The organism is Pseudomonas sp. MWU16-30317 (assembly GCF_020515695.1).
GTDB lineage: Bacteria > Pseudomonadota > Gammaproteobacteria > Pseudomonadales > Pseudomonadaceae > Aquipseudomonas.
Window position 1 is genome coordinate 427,118 of sequence record NZ_JAIWJA010000005.1, and the last position, 19,291, is coordinate 446,408.

Below are 19,291 nucleotides of genomic sequence, written 5' to 3' on the forward strand. Positions count from 1 at the left end.
GGTCACATCCCCGGCGCCTGATGAAATCACGATCGTCACCCCGATCCGCTACGCTCCCCGGAGCCAGCAACCAGCGCTACCCATCAAGGGATGCCCACACCAGCACTTTCGGCCACCAGAGCGAGTGAACGCCATGAATTCTCCTATCCAGACCCGTTGCTTCAAGGCCTACGACATCCGCGGCCAGGTCCCGGCCGATCTTAACGACGACATCGCCTACCGCATTGGTCGTGCACTGGTCTCAGAGCTGCACGGCAAATCCTACGTCGTCGGCCGCGACATGCGCCTAGAAAGCCCAGGCCTCGCCGCTGCCCTCATCAAGGGCCTTACCGAAGCCGGCGCCGACGTCTTGGACCTAGGCCTGTGCGGCACCGAAGAAGTCTACTTCGGCACCAGCCATCTCAAGGCCGACGGCGGCATCATGATCACCGCCAGCCATAATCCCAAAGGCTACAACGGCATGAAACTGGTGCGCGAGCACTCCAAGCCGATAAGCGGCGACACCGGCCTGGAAGCCATCCGCGTTCGCGTTGAAGCCGGCGACTTCGCCGATAAGGCTGCCGCGCCCGGCAAGGTTATCGAAGCCTTCGACAAGACTGCCTACATCGAGCACCTGCTCACCTACATCGACGTCAAATCCCTCAAGCCGCTCAAAGTCCTGGCCGACCCCGGTAACGGCGCCGTCGGCCCGACCCTCGAGTTACTGCGCAAAAAATTGCCACTGGAACTGATCGTCATCAATGGCGAACCCGACGGCAACTTCCCCAACGGTGTCCCCAACCCGCTGCTGCCAGAAAACCGTGAACTGACCCGCAACGCCCTCCTCGAGAACGGCGCCGACTTGGGTATCGCATGGGATGGTGACTTCGACCGCTGCTTTTTCTTCGACGGCAAAGGCCGCTTCATCGAAGGCTACTACCTGGTCGGCCTGCTGGCCGAGATGCTGCTCAAGAAGCACCCCGGCAGCAAGATCATCCACGACCCACGCCTGACCTGGAACACCATCGAACAGGTCGAAGCGGCCGGCGGTGTGGCCATTCAGAGCAAGACCGGCCACGCCTTCATCAAAGAGCGCATGCGCCTGGAAGACGCCGTGTATGGCGGTGAGATGAGCGCGCATCACTACTTCCGCGATTTCGCCTACTGCGACAGTGGCAACATCCCGTGGTTGCTGGTGACGGAGTTGATGAGCGTTACTGGGAAATCCCTGGCACAGCTGGTGGATGAGCGGATCGAGGCGTTCCCGTGCAGTGGGGAGATCAACTACAAGGTGGAGGATGTTAAAGGATCGATCGAGAAGATTCTGGCGCATTACACGGCTCAGCAGCCGCATGTGGATCGCACGGATGGTATCAGTGTGGAATTCGGGGAGTGGCGGTTCAGCTTGCGAGGGTCGAATACGGAGCCGTTGCTGCGACTGAATGTGGAGAGTCGTGGGGATGAGGCGCTGGTGGCTGCGAAGGTGAAGGAGATCGAGGGGTTGATTGGTGGGGAGGCGGCGAGTCACTGAAATTGATAATTTGAAAAAGTTTGTAACGAAAATTCAGACCTTGTCATATAGCATCGAAATTCGTAATTCAGCGCGGTAGGAGCGGGTTTTTGACGGCTTTTACCGCGTTCCTTGGCAGATATCCTCCCATTGCTCAGTTCGCATTTCTGAGCATCCACCTAGGTCTTCCCCTGCCGATAGATTCGGGGGCGATTCTCGGCGAGCTTGGTGTATGCTCGTTCGCCTGATAGTCATTAAGTGCTGACAGCTGATGACGTTTTATCCAATTCTTGAAGAATCGCTGCGCAGTATGAAGATCCTGATTTTTGGCAAAAATGGCCAAGTCGGCTGGGAGCTCGAACGCTCTTTGGCCCCGCTAGGTGAAGTGATCGCTCTTGATCGCCATAACACCGACCATTGCGGTGATCTTGCTGATCTGGATGGCATCCGCACCACGATCAGCATCCTACGCCCGCAGGTGATCGTCAATGCCGCGGCCTACACGGCTGTCGATAAGGCAGAGACTGATCGAGACAGCGCCATGCTCATCAATGCCTACGCCCCCCAAGTCATCGCCGAAGAGGCCACAAAGCTTGGTGCTTTGGTCGTGCACTATTCGACCGATTACGTCTTTGACGGTAGTGGTGATTTGCCTTGGCGTGAGGATGCTCAAACGGCGCCGTGCAATTTCTATGGTGTCACCAAACTTGAAGGTGAGCGTGCAATCATCGCTGCGGGCTGTAGTCATCTAATTTTCCGGACGAGCTGGGTGTACAGTGCGCGCGGAAGCAACTTTGCCAAAGCAATGCTTGGGCTGGCAAAGGCTCGCGAAAATTTGAGTATTATCGAGGATCAGATTGGGGCGCCCACTGGGGCGGAGCTTCTCGCGGATGTCTCAGCTCATGCCATCGCAAGGGTCTTGACCAATTTCTCCCTTGGAGGGGTGTATCATCTCAGCGCGGCAGGAGAGACCTCGTGGTACCTGTACGCCCGCTTTGTAATTGATTGCGCGCGGCAGCACGGAGTAGATTTAGCGGTTAAGGATGTCCAGGGTATACCATCTATGGATTACCCGACTGCAGCCGTCAGACCGCTTAACTCGAGATTGGATACGGGTAAGCTTCAGAAAGCTTTTGCCCTCCATATTCCACAATGGGAGGAAGGCGTATCTAGAATGCTGGCCGAGATTTTGATTCAGTAACAAGGTTTGGCGATGGGAGCATCGGGTGATCGACGCGGCCCCAGTTATTTGCTCCGTTATCCTCGCTGGCCGATTTGCGACATGAACGCACAGTATGAGTCTTGGGGCTGTGGCAATTTTTTGACAAAGGCTAACGGACGGACGGATTTGATTTTGGGCGTGTGCAACGACATGGCGCCTACGCAATTCCAGTTTGCAATTATTCAGTTTTAAGGATTCATGTATATGGATGTGATCCCTGTAATTTTGTCTGGCGGTGTGGGAAGCCGTCTGTGGCCCGTTTCGCGTGAGGCACATCCCAAGCCGTTCATGACCCTGCCTGACGGTCAGAATCTGATTCAGAAGACGTTCTTGCGCGCGGCAAAGCTGCGTCATGTCAAAGAAGTCTTGACCGTTACCAACCGCGAACATCTTTTCAAGACTGAAGATCAATATCGGGCGGTCAATACGTTCAAACACGCCCAAGGCTACATCCTGGAGCCATTTGGCCGAAATACTACGGCGGCGGTTGCGCTGGCTGCGCTCCAGCTCAAGGACAAGTTCGGGCCGCAAGCCCATATGCTGGTCTTGTCCGCAGACCACCTTATTCGGAACGAGACAGCATTTGCAGAGGCGGTTGATCATGCCGTGTATCTTTCCAGCCAAGGTTGGTTGGTGACCTTCGGAATCAAGCCTGACTACCCGGAGACCGGATTCGGCTACATCGAAGCTAGCATGAGCGGCCGTCTAGACGGCGGGTTGAAGGTGCTTCGATATGTCGAAAAGCCCGACGCTGAGATGGCCCAATCCTATGTCGCAGCCGGGAATTATTTCTGGAGCTCGGGAATGTTCTGCTTTCAAGTTGCCACCATTCTCGAAGAGCTCCAAGCCCATGCCCCGGACATCTTGGCAGCGGTAACCGCATCTGTTGCTAAGTCTCGCATGGCTTCGGCCACCGACTACAGCTGCCTTACCGTGGATCCGGTCAGCTTCGCTGACGTCCCGGACATTTCCGTTGATTACGCGGTCATGGAGCGCTCGCAAAAGGTAGCAGTTGTCCCCTGTGACATTGGTTGGAGCGACATCGGCTCTTGGAGTGCTGTCAGTCACCTTACCGAGGAAGATCCAAACGGTAACCGTTTCGAAGGTGAGGTGATTTCTCACAATGCTCGCAACAACTACGTCAACAGCGAGAACCGGCTGACCGCCTTGGTGGGCGTCGAGGATCTATTGGTAGTCGATACTGACGACGCAATCCTGATCGCTCATAAGGATCACGCACAGGATGTGAAGCATATCGTCGCGCAGCTCAAGAGCTCCGGCCATACACTGCACCAGATCCACAGAACAGTGCACCGTCCATGGGGTACTTATACCACTCTGGAGAATGGTGACCGATTCAAGATCAAGCGCATTGTCGTCAAGCCGGGTGCGTCTCTCTCCTTGCAGATGCATTACCATCGCAGCGAGCATTGGATCGTTGTCAGTGGAATGGCAGTGGTCGTAAACGATCAAGATGAGCTGATGTTGAACTCCAACGAATCGACATTTATCCGAGCGGGGCATAAGCACCGGCTGCGTAATCCTGGCGTGATTGACCTGGTGCTGATAGAGGTACAAAGCGGCGATTATCTGGGGGAAGACGATATCGTAAGGTTCGAGGACAACTACGGCAGGGTGGATGCAGCCAAGTGAGCGCGGGGGATACGGCCCGGATCTAATTCGGGCCAGGCTGCTTAGATCAATCTCTGTATAGCTTGCGGTAGACTCCCATATAGGCTTCTACCATTTTTTCGCCCGTAAACAATTTATTGAAGCGGGCAAAAGACTTGGCGCCCATCACCGAGGCTGCGTCAGGGTTCTCCCATAGGTACCTTAACGCCTCTCTGAGCGCCATAGGATCCTCTGGTGGAACGACTAATCCCGTCTCGTTTGCAATGTTGATAAAGGTAGTACCGGTTCCGATCTCGCAGGAAATCAACGGTTTGCCGTACATGGCGCCCTCTATCAGCGTGATCCCGAACGCTTCGGAGCGCAGGTGAGACGGGAATACTACTGCTGTAGAGAGCTGTAGTAGCGCCACCTTATCGTTGTCCGACACCCGCCCTAGGAAGTGGACATGTTTAAGCTGCAAGCGCTGAGCTTGTGCCTTTAGCTCCTGCTCCTTGGGACCACTGCCCACGATAACCAGCGGGTAGCCGGTATGCTCCAGCGCATCGAGAAGGGTGTGCAGGCCCTTATAGTATCTGAGCACGCCAATGAAGAGGAAGAACGGCCCACCTACGGCCCTTTCCCATTTCGCAAGCAATGCTGGTGAGGCTACTGGATAAGTAGCTCTATCCACACCGATCGGGATGATGCTGGTTTTATCCTTGAACTGGATCAGTACTTCGCTGGACGCCAGGTAATTGGGTGAAGACGTAATGATATGGTTCGCGCTTTGCAGGAATTTATTCTGGAGCGGGCGATACAGCTTCAGCAGATTTTTCTGATTGACGATGTCCGAATGGTAGGAGACGACGGACGGTTTATTATGGCGGCTGGCGAAATGAATCATATCCATGAAAGGCCATGGGAAGTGAAAATTAACGATATCACTATCGGCAGCTAAGTCCTTGAATTTTGAAAATGCCTGGAAAGAAAACCCGGTAGACGCGATATTGAAGTTTTCCTGGACTCGATGGACCTTGTACGTGCCCATATCCACTATTTCTGGTATTGGATCGGGCGACAAGACTAGCACGTGGCTCTCGACACCATAATTTCGCGACGCATGACATACTTGATGGATGACCTGTTCTACGCCACCCATGGTATCTGGTAGCGCCGTTTTGAAAAAATGGAGAACACGCATTCCTGGTGCCTACTAAGGGAAAATGGATTTAAACCACACCGCGTAAGGTTGAAATAGCCACCATTTTAGCGGGACGCTGCCATTATACTTACGTACTACGGCCATTGCCTCTGAGTAGTGCCTTCTGCGTAGGGTTTTGGTCTTCGTCGCTTCGTGCTCGCGGTTGACGGCCACAAATTCATCGATGTGCACAAGCGGGCCAGCCGATTTGTATAACCGCCACCAAAGATCATAGTCCATCGCCATGTGAAGCGATCCATCGACGCCACCTATAGCTTGCCAAGCCGAGCGTCGAATCAACGATGCGGGTTGCGAAATGATGCAGCGAACAGATAAACGTCTTTCACTGAACGCCTCCACCCAGACAGACCTACGCTGACCACTTTTTTCTATGATGTTCCAGCACTTGCCGTACACAGCAGGGGCTTCCGATGCTTTCTCGATGGCCTCCAGCAGGGTTTTCAGGCCATTAGGCTCGAACCAATCGTCGCTGTTCAGCCAGCATACATAGGGTGCCGTTCCGTTGGCGATGCCTTCATTAATGGCAGCAGCCTGGCCGTCATCCCGATGACTACGCCATGCCGCGAGCCTGTGAGCCCATTTTTCGATGACTTGAACCGAATTATCTGTCGATCCACCATCCAGCACAAAGACTTCAACAGGGACGTCCTGCGCAAAAATTGAGGTCAGAGCTGCATCCAGGAAGCGCCCTTGATTATAGGAAGGCACCGCGATAGTTACTAAGGGTTGGTTCATGAATGGCGATCCAAACGGCTGAGAAAGTCTTGATAGGTAAGAACGATCCCATCCCGCAATTGAGTTTTTGCTAACCAGCCAAGGCTTTTCAAGCGATCGATGTTCAGCAGTTTTCTAGGAGTGCCGTCTGGCTGATTTTGCTCATAAACGATTTTGCCATCATAACCCACTACGTCCATGACGAGTTCGGCCAGTTCGCGGATCGGCAAGTCGTCGCCCATTCCTACGTTGTAAAGCCCGTGATCTATATCGGAATCCATCAGATGAACACAGGCGTCGGCCATATCTTCGACATACAGGAACTCGCGTCGTGGATTACCGGATCCCCACACGATCAATTCGGGCGTTCCACCCACTTTTGCCTCATGTGCCTTGCGGATCAGCGCTGGCAAAACGTGGCAATTTTCAAGATCATAACTATCGTTAGGCCCATAGAGATTGGACGGCATGACAGATATAAACTGGGCGCCATATTGACGGTAATAGCTCTCGCAGAGCTTGACCCCCAGAATCTTGGCCACTGCATAAGGCTCATTCGTCTGCTCAAGGGGGCCGCTCAGCAGATAATCTTCACGGATCGGCTGCGCGCAATCGCGCGGGTAGATACAGCTTGAACCCAAAAACAACAGACGCTGAACTCCATGCTTCCACGCGCTGTGGATTACATTTGCTTCGATCATCAAATTCTCGTAGATGAACTCAGCTCTGAAATTGTTATTAGCCTTGATACCTCCAACCTTACCTGCGGCAAGGTAGACGACCTCAGGCGTTTCGGCTGCGAAAAACTCATCCACAGCGGCTTGGTTCGTTAGATCCAGCTCCGCGCGCGTACGAGTAATGAAGTTGGTGAACCCGGCGGCGGCAAGCCGCCGCTGGATCGCGGAGCCCGCCATTCCGGCGTGGCCAGCGATATAGATTTTGGTGCTCTTATCCACCTAGATATTACTCGTGGTAATCGTATACGGAGTAGCCATGCTTTTTGACCAGCTCGTCACGGCCCGCTGACTTCAAATCTTCGGTCATCATCTCAGTGACGAGTTCCTCGAAGGTGATCTTGGGCGTCCATCCCAGCTTCTCTCGCGCTTTGGTCGGATCACCAAGCAATGTCTCCACCTCGGTAGGACGGAAGTAGCGAGGGTCGACGGCAACTACGCATTTGCCGCTGGCATCGTAGCCCTTTTCCTCAACACCTTCGCCTTTCCAGGTAATGACGATGCCAGCGTGGGAGGCGGCTGCGTTGACGAAGTCACGAACGCTGTATTGCTTCCCGGTAGCAATGACGAAGTCATCCGGTTTTTCTTGTTGCAGCATCAGCCACTGCATTTCCACGTAATCCTTGGCATGGCCCCAGTCGCGCAGCGCGTCAAGGTTACCGAGATAGAGACAGTCCTGCAGACCAAGCTTGATCCGGGCAATGGCGCGAGTGATTTTGCGAGTCACAAAGGTCTCGCCGCGAACGGGACTCTCATGATTGAAGAGAATGCCATTACAGGCATAGATGCCATAGGCTTCACGGTAGTTGACGGTGATCCAATAGGCGTAGAGCTTGGCGACAGCGTAGGGCGAACGAGGATAGAAGGGTGTGGTCTCCTTCTGAGGGGTTTCTTGGACCAGGCCATACAGCTCAGAAGTTGAAGCCTGGTAGAAGCGAGTCTTCTTCTCCAGTCCCAGAATCCGTATTGCCTCCAAGACCCTCAGCGCGCCCAAGGCGTCCGAGTTAGCAGTGTACTCTGGCTCCTCGAACGATACGGCAACGTGCGACTGCGCAGCGAGGTTGTAAATCTCATCGGGCTGAATCTGTTGGATGACACGGATCAGCCCAGTGGAATCAGTCATATCGCCATAATGCAGTACCAATCGGCGGTCGGATTCGTGCGGATCCTGATACAGGTGGTCGATACGATCGGTATTGAAAGATGAAGCTCGGCGCTTGATACCGTGTACCTCGTATCCTTTGTCGAGAAGCAGCTCGGCCAAATAGGATCCGTCTTGTCCAGTAACTCCAGTGATTAGGGCAACTTTTTTCATATGCTTCTCTTGACTTCGTCGTTCAACAGTTTGGTTTTCACATGAGTGGATTTGAAAACAATACACCCCAATGTGCCATCAGTTTTTTCACCGCATCCTCGCGGCATTGCCTGTCTCTATACTGCCTCAACCGCCTCTATTTCTCAATGCGCAGAGGCCGCTACAAGCGCGCGGAAATTCATCCTGCACCTGAGCGTGTCATGGTTCCGATTTCTTTCATGGCAAAACCTTGCAGCTCACGGTCGGAAACCAGGAGCTGGCGTCCTGAACTAGCTCGAACTTCAATGAGTTTCCGGATGTTTCGATAGCCTTCGCAAGGTCCGGGAAAGTATTGAGACTGAATGTCATTGTCCCCGCTTCGCCACTTCTGATCAGCATCGGTGCAGATATTCTTGCCCCGTTGTCCCAGAGGACAGCCTCTCCGCTCTCGTTGACCACATGTACTCCGATGTTCAATGGGAACGACCCTTGTGCCAAACTCAAATTGAACGGGCCACTGTTGGCGAGATTCAACTGGATGACACTCTGACCAACATCGGATTTTTTGCACGTTAGTGTGGCTTGCAGGGTATCGATCGGTACTATCGCTCGGTCGCCATTGCCTTTCGTCAGCGTTTCGCTGTCTATAAATAAGTCAGGCTGATTCGCATTGGTAGCTGTCACTGGGTAACTATGGATTTCGGTAATATAAGCTAGGAATTTCTTTCTATTTATCAAGCTCGGTAGGACAACGTCCTCCAGGTCGATCGGCTTATCGATTGTTATACTCGCCAGCGATCTATAGTCCGGCTGATATTTAATATGCAGAGAGCTCGGCTTCAATAGCGCGTAGGAGAGGCGGGCCGCTGGATCATAATTCACAGTCATTCCATGACTGGAGAGGTATTGTGCTAACGGATCGTACTCCTTGTCTTTGACTACCGTCCGATCAATTACGATGGCTTTGAAATCGAGCGCAGTTAATTCTGCTATCTGTTCGTCAAATGGCAATTGAGAGATGCGATAGTTCCAATCGTCGCCTGGGCTATTTTTTGCTCCACCATTACTCCAGTGTAAATCTTTTGAGAAGATATAAAGTCGAACCTGAGAAAATGATCCCCATCCATAATACTTGCTATTTCTGAGATAATTCGAGTATGGGTATTGGTATATCATCGAACCTCTGGGGACCGCCATCTCCAAGCTTTGCACAAAGCTGGCTTCACTATTGTAAGTTGGTAGGGCTTCGGGTGGCTTGTACGCGGAGGTGCTAGGTATCTGATCATATAGTCCAAAGCCCGTTAGACCAATAATCAACGCCGTGATAACTATTTTCTTGCCGCGGGAGACGATATTCAATAGCAGCGAGGCTAGATGTGATCCAAGCAATAGTAGCGCTAGCTCAAGGAAAATTGCGAAACGATCGTATGCTCGAATTGTCGGAAAAAAAAGAGCGATAATTGTACCTAGCCCCCCTGCTATACAAGTGAGGAAGACAAATACAATAGTAGCCAGTAACGCATCGGTCAATGAGATCGATTCAGCGCCGAGGGCGTTTTGAGGGCACCATAATGCTATACGCCTGCGGAGATTCGGGATGATGATGATCAAAATTGCGAATAATAATAGCGCGCTACCTATAGTACCAAGTGGCACTGTTTGTGCTGCTGGGAACCGACGAGCATCCGAGTTGGTTTTATAGATAAATTTTCCCGCAGCGGCTAGAGCGTCAATATGATGCTGGGGAATCGGACTAGTCAAGAGTTTGAGGCTTGTGCTATAGACTTCCGCCTCAAATGGTTGCTTGGTAAGCACTGGATCGAGCACGCCATTGAGATAAAACTCGCTATGATGCGAGCGCTTGTAGAGGTAAAGTGGAGCTTGGATGGCTAATGAAGAGGCGGCGAGAGTAACAATAAGTGTGACCGCTGGAATTAGAAGTCTCGGAGTGCGCCAATCACCTCCAGCGAACCGGATCGCAGCAGCAAATCCAAGCAATAGCAGGGTAAAAAAAGCATAATATCCATCACTTATCCCAATTATTACTGCCAAGCACATGCTTATAATAAGAAGGCCAGGCTGGCTAAAGGTTTTACCGCTAGAGCTGGTCGATAGATGGGGCTGGGGCAGATTGGAGAATTTTCCTTGCAGTACCCATATTGTGATAAGCAGGCCTAGTGGAACCGTGAAGTAATTAGGTAGAAAAGAGTATATTAGAAAATAAAATCTGTATGTGCAAAAGGCGAAAAGCAAACTCGCACATATTGCCGGTAACTTAAGTATGCCCATCTGGCGAGCACATAGATAGGTGACTGTACAGATTAGCGGAAAGTTAAGCAGGTAGTAAGTTTGTTGTAGTGCTATGGCGCTGTGAAAAAAAGGGCTCATCGCGAGCATTATTACGGAATGCAGTGCGCTAGTTTGCGCGGCAGAGTTATGGTGCCAACTGGCTATCTCCGGAGCGCCCAAGTATGGATTCCAAAGCACCCACCCTGTATCTTTTAAAACCTTCGTTAAAGTCAGTTGCCATATGTCGTCACCATTACCATAGTAGAAGGGGGCGCTTAGACTGAAATTGTTAAGCCCCAGTGCATAGTAAGATATGGTCAGTGGGATAATGAGTAATAATGCTGCCACTGCTAGATTCTGTGTGCGCCGACCGAGTACCATGTTCAATTGTTCTCTTGCGTGCAGTGTTTAGTGGGGAGGATTCGGAACACAAAAATTCGGCAGCCTATGAACATAAGCACAGTGTAGGTAACGACACCTCCTAATTGTGCGGTATAATTATTATTGTCGAATATATGTATAAGTAATCCAACAGCTAAGAAATTTGCCCCGTAGCACACCGCCGCGCATATAATATATCTGGGTAGGGAGCTTGAGTGTGAGGTGGTGTTTTGAAATGTCCATAGTTTGTTTAGGGTGTAGCTGACGATCATGCCTATAGCATATCCTAAAGCGTTAGCGGCTAGAGGTGAGATGTCTGCCCAGTACATGAGTCCATAGATCGCCACCAAGCCAATCATGGTATTTATGCACCCAACTGACAGGAATTTAAATACTTGTATATATGTGTGGCTCATACTGCTTTCAATGCCGCCAGCCTGTATTGAGCCCCCAAGGGTAACCAGGTGAGGCTTTTCTCAAGCGGCCTGAGCTTCCTTAGCGCGGACGGGAAGAACAGCTTATATTCCACGGTGCATTTATCCCACATGGCGCCTAACAACCTATCGGACATTGTAGTCGCAGTTATGAGCTTAGCGTTGACATCCAGCGGGCAGGTATTGACGGCGCGGACGGTCAGCGGATTGTACGGGTTGTGTTCAAAGATAATCAGCAATCCGCCGGGCCGGGTGATTCGGCGGAGTTCCTCAAGCCAATGCTTATGCTCATCGTGAGGGATGTGATGAAATACACAGGCGGTGAAGACGATGTCTTGGCTATCACTAGGGAGTGGAATACTATCGGAGATATAGACATAGTCCTCGCCCCCCGGAAACCGGGTTTTAGCTATCTCGATACTTCTTTCTGACACATCCCCACAAGTAATTAAGCTATTCGGAAAATGTTTTCGGAAATGAGGAAGGGAGTTGCCAATGCCGCTGCCGAAGTCAAATATATTGGCGCTCGGAAGCTGTTTCTGACTGACCAGATGGGCCACGTCCGCAATTTTGTATTCTGAGAAAAATTCTGGGTCTTCACCGGTGATTGCGATATTCGACTTGTGCTGATCATGGTATTCATCCGCCAGTAGGTCAAACTCAGCCTTTAATTTGGTCTGATTTTCTTCGTTGGGCAAATTATTCATTGGCCGCGGTCTCGACGTGCTGAGAGGATGAGGCTGTCGCAGGAGAGGTATAAACCTCTTGAATTATAAATAATGGGCGGCCCTTTGCCTCCATATATAATCTCCCCATGTATTCGCCCATCACGCCAGCGACAAATAGTTGAATACTACCCAAGGCCAGCATGATAACTGCGAGGGAGGTCCATCCATCTACACTGTTACCAGTAAAGTAATGAATCAATACGTACAGCAATAATCCCAACGTCGCCACACCAAAGCCGATACCAAAATAAGAAGCCATCCGCAAAGGCCGTACTGAAAATCCGGTAATTGCGTCAATAGCGAACTTTATCATCTTCGACAGCGGATATTTGGTCTCTCCAGCAAACCTGGCTGCGCGTTCGTACGGTAGTGCTTCTTGACGGAGGCCGATCCAGCTGACCATGCCGCGGATAAAACGATGATGCTCGGGCATGCTGTTCAGCAGCTCGACGGCCCGTCGACTCATCAAGCGGAAATCCCCTGTGTCGGTGGGGATGTCGATATCGACCAGACGATCCAGCAGTCGGTAGAAAAAATGGGCTGATGCCTTCTTGAAGGCGGTTTCGCCCTCGCGCTTTATGCGCTGACCGAAAACCACTTCGCAGCCTTGGTCCATTTTCTCCATCATTTTCGGAAGTAATTCTGGCGGATCCTGCAGATCAGCGTCCAGGACGAACACTCGCTCGCCGCGGCACATCTGCAGGCCGGCAGATAATGCCAGTTGATGACCATGGTTGCGAGAGAGATTAATCGCCACAATGTTAGGATCCAGCGTGCTCAGCTCGCACATCTGCTGCCAAGTGCTGTCCTTGGATCCATCATTGATTAGCACAAGCTCGTAATCGAAGCCCATCGTTTCCCGGCATACGGCGGTGACACGCTGGTGTAGTTCTTTCAGCCCTTCCTCTTCGTTGTAACAAGGCACTACAACCGATAATCTTATTGCTGTCATGTCAGCCCTCCATAGTTCAAAGCTAGATTGTCCTGATATATGCTCTCGACATTACTGATGCAACTTGTAGTAATTCAGGGCATGACCGATAATGTCGTCCAGACTGCTGAATTGCGGTGTCCATCTCAAGGTCCCTCTTGCCTCTTGAGAGTCGGCAACTAAGACCGCAGGATCTCCAGTTCGACGGCTGCTGATGTTATGAGGAACTAGGTGACCGCTCAGTCTACCAACGCTATCTATAATTTCCTTGACGCTATAACCTGCACCGTTGCCCAAATTTAGCTTTAGCGACGAGCCTCCATCGCGTAGATGCTCCAACGCACGTAGATGGGCTGCGGCGATATCACATACATGGATATAGTCGCGTACGCATGTCCCGTCTTGAGTCGGATAGTCTGCGCCGTATACGGTGAGTGCTACGTTCGCGCCGAGCGCTGCCTGAATCGCAAGAGGGATCAGGTGCGTCTCTGGACAGTGACGCTCGCCCAAGGTACCGTCCGGGTGTGCTCCTGCCGCATTAAAATATCGCAAACATACGCTGCGCAGGCCGTAGGCTTGCTCATAGTCCGCGAGCAGCTCCTCAACAATTAGTTTTGACTTGCCATATGGATTGATGGGGTTTTTAGGGTGAGATTCATTAACGCTCGACGTCTCGGGATCCCCGAAAATCGCAGCAGTAGACGAAAATATGAACTGCCGGACGTTATTTCTCGCCATGCTATTTAGCAAAGTTATTGTCTTGCCGATATTGTTATCGAAGTACTTGGCCGGATGCTTCACCGACTCACCTACCTGGATAAAGGACGCAAAATGCATGACAGCGTCAATCTGATACTCGGCAAATACGCGATCTAGCAGGGCGCTATCACCCATATCACCTATGAGTAGCTCCGCGCCGTCTACTGCATCCGAGTGTCCAGCGCTCATGTCATCAAGCACAAGGGCAGGGACTCCACTCTCACAGAGCATCCGAACCATGTGGCTGCCGATGTACCCCGCGCCTCCTACGACTAATACCTTGGCTTGCACTCAAATTCTCCCGTCTGCGCTTCCGTTGCTTACGTTTGCTTAGACTGCTTCCCAGGTCTCGTCCGGCGTCAGCCAGAATTCTGGCACCATGGCGGAAAAGACCGGATGTTCTACGAAGGCCTGTTCGGGGCGCATCTCGTGGAGTCTGCCTTGGGCAACATCATTGCGAACGAAAAAAGCGTTAAAACAGCAGCTGCCTACGGTACATAAAGTATAACCGCGAGCGTTCAAGAGCTTGACCCAAGCAGTTAGGCTCGCAGCGCCGGACTGCTGCCATTTGGCGCTGAAATCTTCCCGATTGCGCTGAACGACGCTATGGATGTCGCGAAAGCGCTTCTCGAACTCTACCACTATCACCCGCGGATTCATGGCGGTCATACGTTCCATGACGGCATAGTCGCCACCGTCAATATCAATGATGAGTAAGTCCGGTTCGTTGCCCATATTAGTAGCTTTGAGCAACCCATCGATATTGTCAGGCGTGACTGCCTGCTCAACTATCAAGGGCGAGTAATACTCGGCCTTACCATCGGTTACCCAATGATAATGCCGTGTAGTCGCCGCTCGCGCGAAGAAGTAACGCATCCTGCTGCATTCGACCGCGTCCATCTCAAATATTGCGCCGTGCCATCCATGGTTAATCATGAGGTTAGTCGACAGATTTTCGGGGATGCCGATGAGGGAGTCACTGCAGTTGCTCCCAATTTCCATCACGTAGCGATTGGTGTACCCGATATGGGCAAAGAGTCGCAGCAGAACACCGTCTTCATCGTTTTGCGAGAACGCTCGGAACCCAGAAACGCAGAAGTCACCATGCCCCAGAACAGTTTCCCGGCGCGCGTCCCACATCTGGATCATCATCTTTTGCTGTAGCGCACCACCGTTCTCGATAAAATTGCGCTGTAGCATAGGGTTCAGTTGTACCAAATCCTTAGCGCTCAGGGACTTGGCCCCTAAGATCTGCTCAAAATGGAGCTGCCGCTCGGCTAAGTCTCTGACTACTGCCAGGGTCTCGGTCAATTGTTGAGATAGGGCATCGAGGTCAGGCATTTTGTCTCTTTTCCAATAGATCGACTGATACGACAGGGTACATATTGAATATACCTCCGAAGAACGCAGCATCGGGTGATTCGGTTACCTGAAGCTGTTCTACATCGTGCATCAGCAGGCTGTACTCTTCAAATTCGCTCCGGGCGAAGCCCTTGTTGGCCACACCTACTGAAAAGGAATACTGCCCAGCCTTCAAATTGATGTTGAACCGAAAGCTTACCTGGACCTGCGCGCCCATCAACTGCGGTTGGTCTTCCATGCCAAGAGCAAAGGTGCTCGTCTCGAAGATAGACCTGCCAAGCCGATCACGGACGATCAGACCATATGCAGGCCGCTCGAAATTCTTGTTCAGGCGTATCCGGAATCGCACGGTAAGCGACGTTTCGCTTTCTAGATGGGTGACTGGAGTGTGACTTGAGTCTAGAAGGCAGAAATCTATGAGTTCCGCGTCACCGTTCGTAGTAGTAGTGGTAGCCTTGGTCCAGGCCTTGGGGTGTTCATCAGCGGTCAAGATTGTCGGCGTCAGCGCGGTGGCTTGATCGATGGATATTTCATTCGTGCTCATATCGGTTTTTTTGGCGACCAATCCCTGATAGAGATCGATGACGTCCCTTGGCGCACCGAAGCTGATCGTTTTGCCGTGGCTCAACAACAGCGCCTTGTTGCAGATGTGCTTTACAGTATTGGCATCGTGAGAGACGAATAGCAGCGTTCCTCCCCGCTCACGAAAGCTTTCAAGCCGCTGGAAGCACTTTTGCTGAAAATATGCATCGCCCACGGCCAACGCTTCATCGATAATGAGTATGTCGGGCTCGAATGCCGTGGATACCGCAAACGCTACTCGCATCTGCATACCGCTGGAATACGAAGAAAGCGCTTGATCAAAATGCTCGCCAATGTCGGCAAACACCTCGATATCCGGAATCTTGTCTTCCACCTGCTGGCGGCTGAAACCAAGCAGCGCTCCGTTCATGTAGACGTTCTCGCGCCCGCTAAACTCGGGATTGAATCCAGATCCCAGCTCGAGTAACGCCGCCACTCGGCCGTTGACTGTCACCGTACCTTGTGTCGGCGTCAGAGTACCGGTAATTATCTGCAGCAGAGTACTTTTGCCACTGCCGTTCAAACCCACGATACCGCAGGATTCGCCTTTGCGGACCTCTAGGAAGATCTCCCGCAGAGCCCAAAATTCCTTGAAATAGTCGTGGTGAGGCATTCCTAGCTTTCGATAAATCTTCGGCAGGATGAATTGCTTAAGCTGATCTCGCGGGTGACTGAATATTTCAAATCGCTTCGATACACCCTCTACGCGAATGGCCAATTCTTCAGAGGACATTGGCGAACCCCTTCCTGGTTTTCTGAAACCAGCAATACCCTACCCACGCGAAACTAATGGCAATGCAAGAGTAAACCAGCAGTCCTCTTAGGTCTGGAAGTGAGCCATAGATCAGAATACCGCGAGCCTGCTCGATGATAAAGGTCAGCGGATTGAGCATCAACCATGACTGGAAGTCTGGTGGTAGCGCCGAGATTGGATAGAACACCGGTGATGCAAATAGTAGAAGGGTCATCAGCAACCCGATGGGGTGCGCAACATCTCTGAGATAAACGCCCAACGACGCGAGTATCCAGGCAATGCCCAGGGAAAGCACGATCAACGGGGCAACAATTGCCGGCAGGAAGATTGCCGTCCACGGGACCGCGCCGTTCACAATGAACTGCGCTGCCAGCAAGACACCAGCGCTGACTACGGCGTGAAAAAAGGATGTGCCCATCGCAACGACGGGCAGGATTTCAAGTGGAAACACGACCTTTTTGACGTAACTCACGTTTTGCAGGATGAGTGATGGAGCTCGCATTAAAGTCTCTGCAAACAGACTATGGATAATCATGCCAGTGAACAGCAAAATCGCGAACTCGCTTTTACTGCCAGGCTCGCCAGTTCCCCACCGCGCCTTGAAGACCACCGAGAAAACCAGCGTATAAATTACCAAAAGCAGGATCGGGCTCGCGAAGGACCAAAGGATCCCCATTACCGACCCTTTGTACCGCCCAATTACCTCCCGCTTCGTCATCTGGCTGATGAGATGGCGATGAACCCACATGCTTCGCAGCAGCGAGCGCAGGGAAACTGGCGCTGGAGCATGGGGGTTCATTGGCGCAGTTTCCTTTTCAATACATCAAGGCGTGCTGATAGCCCGTGTGTTCTTATCGCCTGTATCTGCGCCTTGACCCAAGCCTTGTTCATCATCAAGCGTACAACTTTAATTGCCCGTGGTTGAGCCACGACCGGAGCTGGCGTATTGGCTAGGTAAAAGCCTGCACTGATAGTGAGGGCTTGCGGGTTGAAGGCTTTGATGACTTCAGTCTCGAAACCAGCATCCCAGGTTCGCTCAGGAAAGGCTTGCCGTAGATCTAGAATTACAGTGGCAGGCAGCAGGTGTTTGATTTCGCCGACCAAGAGCACCGCTTGCGGTCTGCCGTCCAGGTAGGGTAGGGCAATGGAGATATCGTTGGGTAAAGTCTTGGTCCGGTATATAAAACGCGCGAAGCCAGGCGGGCCGGCTTCATCTACATGGCCGAAGTCGATAAGTTCTTGAACGGTGTGAATTGGGGAATAGCCATCGGACATGATGACTGCCGTAGCGGCGCAGTTCACCGCCGGGTCGTTCAGCAATGCGCCTGCCAGAGTACTCACATGATTTGACAGCAACTCTTCATTGGGCGCCACAAAAATCAAGCCGTCAGCATTCACCGACTCAGCCACGAGTTCAGACAGGATTTCGCCCAGCCGGCGTCTGGCTTTTATTTCAGGATGGATACCATACTTATAGGTGTCTACTTCCCTCAACCTGATCTCGATTGGCGCACGTGCAATGCGTGCCTCAATCTCAGAGCGAAATCGTTCCGCGTCGTGGCTGTCAATCACCAGGGTAGTGGTGACATTCGAATAGTCTTGCAGGCTGGCACTCTGGACCTGCCGCTCTAACGCCTCCGTACTGAACTCCAGCAGTAGCAAGTTAAGGGTAACATGCATCTGCTCTGGGGAAGGAAGGTGTCGCTTGGCCAGTTGCGATTTTCGCTCGGTGAGTCCTGAGTATAGATCGCTGAGGCTACCGATCAACGTATATTGTTCGTTGAATATACATTGGGCTTTCGTGATTTTCTCAAGTGCCTGCTGGGGATTGTCTTCAATCCAGCGCAGATGAGCCGTGATATCGCAGTAGATCTGCTCCATGGACGAGCGACTGTCGATGTAAAGCAATGAGTCGCCGAAAAAGCGGCGGGCGAACGGGTTTTCATCGCAAATGACAAGCGTGCCCGCAGCAATAGTTTCAAACAGACGGTTGGACATCAGCTCCGAGTCTCGATGCGCTTGCGAGGACAGCACGAGGGCTGCACCTGCGGTCGCAATTTCATCGATCATGGAAAAACCATCAAAGGGAATCTCGCGCATGTAGCTTTGGTATCCCTCCCATACGCGGACACCTTGGAAAATAGTAGGACCGTAGATTTTCAAGAGGCCAGTGGGGTCGAGCCGCTTCAGAACTTCTTGCTGGCGGGATTGGCGACTGCTGACGATGGCCTCCCAATTGATGCCCGCATAGAAAAGCTTTCCGTCCCCCAGTGAAGGCCCATGAACAATACCGGGGGTGGAGTGATACAGCTTGTAGCGCGCAGGTAAATGGGTGGTCGACCCTCGAATCATCCTCGACACGTGGTCGTCAGCTGCCGATGAGCTGCAGCTGATAAAATCATCATGAGTAGTGAGGTTCCTAGAGCAGCGTTGGTAACCCCACTCATGATAAAACTTAAGCGGGTTCCATAGTGCAACGAAAGAGAATGCGTCATAGAGTTTAGGTGTGTCGTAATGGAGATGGATGACGAAGTCGACATTCTGCTTGTTGACCTTCGTATCAGGCGCGGATATAAATGTGCCATCTGCATTTATCTCGAGACATTCCACACCGATCGCAGCGGCAGCGATTTTCAATCGCGCTATGCATTCATCTTCTGCCGTTTTAATTCCTGGCCACAGCTTTACGATCCCGAACCGGCCAAGGACGCCCTCAGGCAGGGAAAATTTAATACTCATTGCGCTGTACCCGGAAATCGACGTTGAAAAAAGACGGAAGTAACCC

15 protein-coding genes are annotated in these 19,291 nt (G+C 51.9%); 3 read left to right on the plus strand and 12 right to left on the minus strand.

What is annotated here, in order from left to right; translation table 11 throughout:
• Positions 1-133 precede the first annotated feature (133 nt).
• The 3 genes from LIX93_RS17175 (at position 134) to LIX93_RS17185 (ending at position 4,364) form a co-directional block, all read left to right on the plus strand.
• The gene (locus LIX93_RS17175; protein ID WP_226505246.1) at positions 134-1,510 is read left to right on the plus strand and encodes a phosphomannomutase; all 1,377 of its coding nucleotides are present in this window, start codon (positions 134-136) and stop codon (positions 1,508-1,510) included.
• Positions 1,511-1,799: 289 nt separating this feature from the next.
• Positions 1,800-2,690, plus strand: a complete 891-nt coding sequence (rfbD, locus tag LIX93_RS17180; RefSeq protein ID WP_226505337.1) for a dTDP-4-dehydrorhamnose reductase — start codon at positions 1,800-1,802, stop codon at positions 2,688-2,690.
• Positions 2,691-2,915: 225 nt separating this feature from the next.
• The gene (locus tag LIX93_RS17185; protein ID WP_226505247.1) at positions 2,916-4,364 is read left to right on the plus strand and encodes a mannose-1-phosphate guanylyltransferase/mannose-6-phosphate isomerase; all 1,449 of its coding nucleotides are present in this window, start codon (positions 2,916-2,918) and stop codon (positions 4,362-4,364) included.
• A 46-nt stretch (positions 4,365-4,410) separates the two neighbouring features.
• On the opposite strand, the gene LIX93_RS17190 is transcribed toward LIX93_RS17185, so the two are convergent.
• The 12 genes from LIX93_RS17190 to LIX93_RS17250 all read right to left on the minus strand — a co-directional run bounded on the left by LIX93_RS17190 (position 4,411) and on the right by LIX93_RS17250 (position 19,245).
• Positions 4,411-5,523: a glycosyltransferase family 4 protein gene (locus LIX93_RS17190; RefSeq protein ID WP_226505248.1), complete on the minus strand. Its 1,113-nt coding sequence runs from the start codon at positions 5,521-5,523 to the stop codon at positions 4,411-4,413.
• Between the two features lie 12 nt (positions 5,524-5,535).
• Positions 5,536-6,279, minus strand: coding sequence for a glycosyltransferase family 2 protein (locus LIX93_RS17195; RefSeq protein WP_226505249.1), 744 nt, complete (start codon positions 6,277-6,279; stop codon positions 5,536-5,538).
• Complete coding sequence (locus LIX93_RS17200) at positions 6,276-7,214, minus strand: GDP-L-fucose synthase (RefSeq protein WP_226505250.1); 939 nt, start codon at positions 7,212-7,214, stop codon at positions 6,276-6,278. Before LIX93_RS17200 ends, LIX93_RS17195 begins: the two co-directional genes overlap by 4 nt.
• A gap of 7 nt (positions 7,215-7,221) precedes the next feature.
• Positions 7,222-8,307 carry a GDP-mannose 4,6-dehydratase gene (gene gmd / locus LIX93_RS17205; RefSeq protein WP_226505251.1) on the minus strand — a complete coding sequence of 362 codons (1,086 nt, stop codon included), beginning with the start codon at positions 8,305-8,307 and terminating at the stop codon, positions 7,222-7,224.
• A gap of 216 nt (positions 8,308-8,523) precedes the next feature.
• Entirely contained in the window at positions 8,524-10,962 is a 2,439-nt protein-coding gene (locus tag LIX93_RS17210) for a hypothetical protein (protein ID WP_226505252.1), read from the minus strand.
• A 406-nt stretch (positions 10,963-11,368) separates the two neighbouring features.
• Positions 11,369-12,097, minus strand: a complete 729-nt coding sequence (locus LIX93_RS17220) for a class I SAM-dependent methyltransferase (protein ID WP_226505254.1) — start codon at positions 12,095-12,097, stop codon at positions 11,369-11,371.
• Positions 12,090-13,070, minus strand: coding sequence for a glycosyltransferase family 2 protein (locus LIX93_RS17225; protein WP_226505255.1), 981 nt, complete (start codon positions 13,068-13,070; stop codon positions 12,090-12,092). Before LIX93_RS17225 ends, LIX93_RS17220 begins: the two co-directional genes overlap by 8 nt.
• A 51-nt stretch (positions 13,071-13,121) precedes the next feature.
• Positions 13,122-14,099: a UDP-glucose 4-epimerase GalE gene (gene galE, locus LIX93_RS17230; RefSeq protein WP_226505256.1), complete on the minus strand. Its 978-nt coding sequence runs from the start codon at positions 14,097-14,099 to the stop codon at positions 13,122-13,124.
• A gap of 39 nt (positions 14,100-14,138) precedes the next feature.
• Complete coding sequence (locus tag LIX93_RS17235) at positions 14,139-15,149, minus strand: FkbM family methyltransferase (RefSeq protein WP_226505257.1); 1,011 nt, start codon at positions 15,147-15,149, stop codon at positions 14,139-14,141.
• Positions 15,142-16,485 carry an ABC transporter ATP-binding protein gene (locus LIX93_RS17240; RefSeq protein ID WP_226505258.1) on the minus strand — a complete coding sequence of 448 codons (1,344 nt, stop codon included), beginning with the start codon at positions 16,483-16,485 and terminating at the stop codon, positions 15,142-15,144. Before LIX93_RS17240 ends, LIX93_RS17235 begins: the two co-directional genes overlap by 8 nt.
• Positions 16,475-17,305 (minus strand): ABC transporter permease, encoded by an 831-nt coding sequence (locus LIX93_RS17245; RefSeq protein ID WP_226505259.1) that lies wholly within the window; start codon positions 17,303-17,305, stop codon positions 16,475-16,477. Before LIX93_RS17245 ends, LIX93_RS17240 begins: the two co-directional genes overlap by 11 nt.
• Positions 17,302-19,245 (minus strand): glycosyltransferase family 1 protein, encoded by a 1,944-nt coding sequence (locus tag LIX93_RS17250; RefSeq protein WP_226505260.1) that lies wholly within the window; start codon positions 19,243-19,245, stop codon positions 17,302-17,304. Before LIX93_RS17250 ends, LIX93_RS17245 begins: the two co-directional genes overlap by 4 nt.
• Positions 19,246-19,291: the final 46 nt, after the last annotated feature.

Bases quoted from the DNA above. Each gene is read 5' to 3' on its own strand.
- LIX93_RS17245 (WP_226505259.1), bottom strand. From the start codon at position 17,305: ATGAACCCCCATGCTCCAGCGCCAGTTTCCCTGCGCTCGCTGCTGCGA.
- LIX93_RS17175 (WP_226505246.1), top strand. From the start codon at position 134: ATGAATTCTCCTATCCAGACCCGTTGCTTCAAGGCCTACGACATCCGC.
- LIX93_RS17250 (WP_226505260.1), bottom strand. From the start codon at position 19,245: ATGAGTATTAAATTTTCCCTGCCTGAGGGCGTCCTTGGCCGGTTCGGG.
- LIX93_RS17240 (WP_226505258.1), bottom strand. From the start codon at position 16,485: ATGTCCTCTGAAGAATTGGCCATTCGCGTAGAGGGTGTATCGAAGCGA.
- LIX93_RS17235 (WP_226505257.1), bottom strand. From the start codon at position 15,149: ATGCCTGACCTCGATGCCCTATCTCAACAATTGACCGAGACCCTGGCA.
- LIX93_RS17185 (WP_226505247.1), top strand. From the start codon at position 2,916: ATGGATGTGATCCCTGTAATTTTGTCTGGCGGTGTGGGAAGCCGTCTG.
- rfbD (WP_226505337.1), top strand. From the start codon at position 1,800: ATGAAGATCCTGATTTTTGGCAAAAATGGCCAAGTCGGCTGGGAGCTC.
- LIX93_RS17220 (WP_226505254.1), bottom strand. From the start codon at position 12,097: ATGAATAATTTGCCCAACGAAGAAAATCAGACCAAATTAAAGGCTGAG.
- LIX93_RS17225 (WP_226505255.1), bottom strand. From the start codon at position 13,070: ATGACAGCAATAAGATTATCGGTTGTAGTGCCTTGTTACAACGAAGAG.
- LIX93_RS17195 (WP_226505249.1), bottom strand. From the start codon at position 6,279: ATGAACCAACCCTTAGTAACTATCGCGGTGCCTTCCTATAATCAAGGG.
- gmd (WP_226505251.1), bottom strand. From the start codon at position 8,307: ATGAAAAAAGTTGCCCTAATCACTGGAGTTACTGGACAAGACGGATCC.
- LIX93_RS17190 (WP_226505248.1), bottom strand. From the start codon at position 5,523: ATGCGTGTTCTCCATTTTTTCAAAACGGCGCTACCAGATACCATGGGT.